The organism is Chitinimonas violaceus (assembly GCF_052601015.1).
This window is the reverse complement of the sequence record NZ_JBQXDJ010000227.1, coordinates 1-480: the sequence shown is the minus strand read 5'-3', so window position 1 is coordinate 480 and position 480 is coordinate 1. Positions and strand designations below refer to the sequence as shown.

Genomic DNA, 480 nt, shown 5'->3' with positions numbered 1-480 from the left:
AAAGTGACGTCAACGATGCACAATGGTTACAGCGCTTGCATGCGTGTGGTCTGCTGCGTGCGAGCTTTAGGCCGGGCCGCGACATTGCCGAGCTGCGCGCCTATCTTCGTGTCCGGGAGCGCCATACCGACTACGCGGCGGCACACATCCAGCACATGCAGAAGGCGCTCACCTTCATGAACATTCAATTGCACCACGTAGTCGCTACGATCACCGGTGTCACCGGAATGAGGGTTATCCGTGCCATTGTCGCGGGCGAACGAGATCCAGACAAGCTGGCCGCGATGCGCGACGTCCGCTGCAAAGAAAGCACCGAAACCATCCGCAACGCACTCGTCGGCAATTACCAGCCTGAGCATCTTTTTGCGTTGAAGCAAGCATTGGCACTTTACGACTTTTACCAAGACCGCATCGATGAATGCGACGCTGAGATCGAGCGCACTGTCGCGGCGCTAAATGCCCAACGACCGGTCCCGGATG

At 57.9% G+C, this 480-nt stretch carries 1 protein-coding gene; it reads left to right on the top strand.

Annotated features, from left to right (window positions below):
- Positions 1–480: transposase (locus tag ACUHMQ_RS21055; RefSeq protein ID WP_510182285.1), on the top strand; the 480-nt coding region annotated here is incomplete at both ends.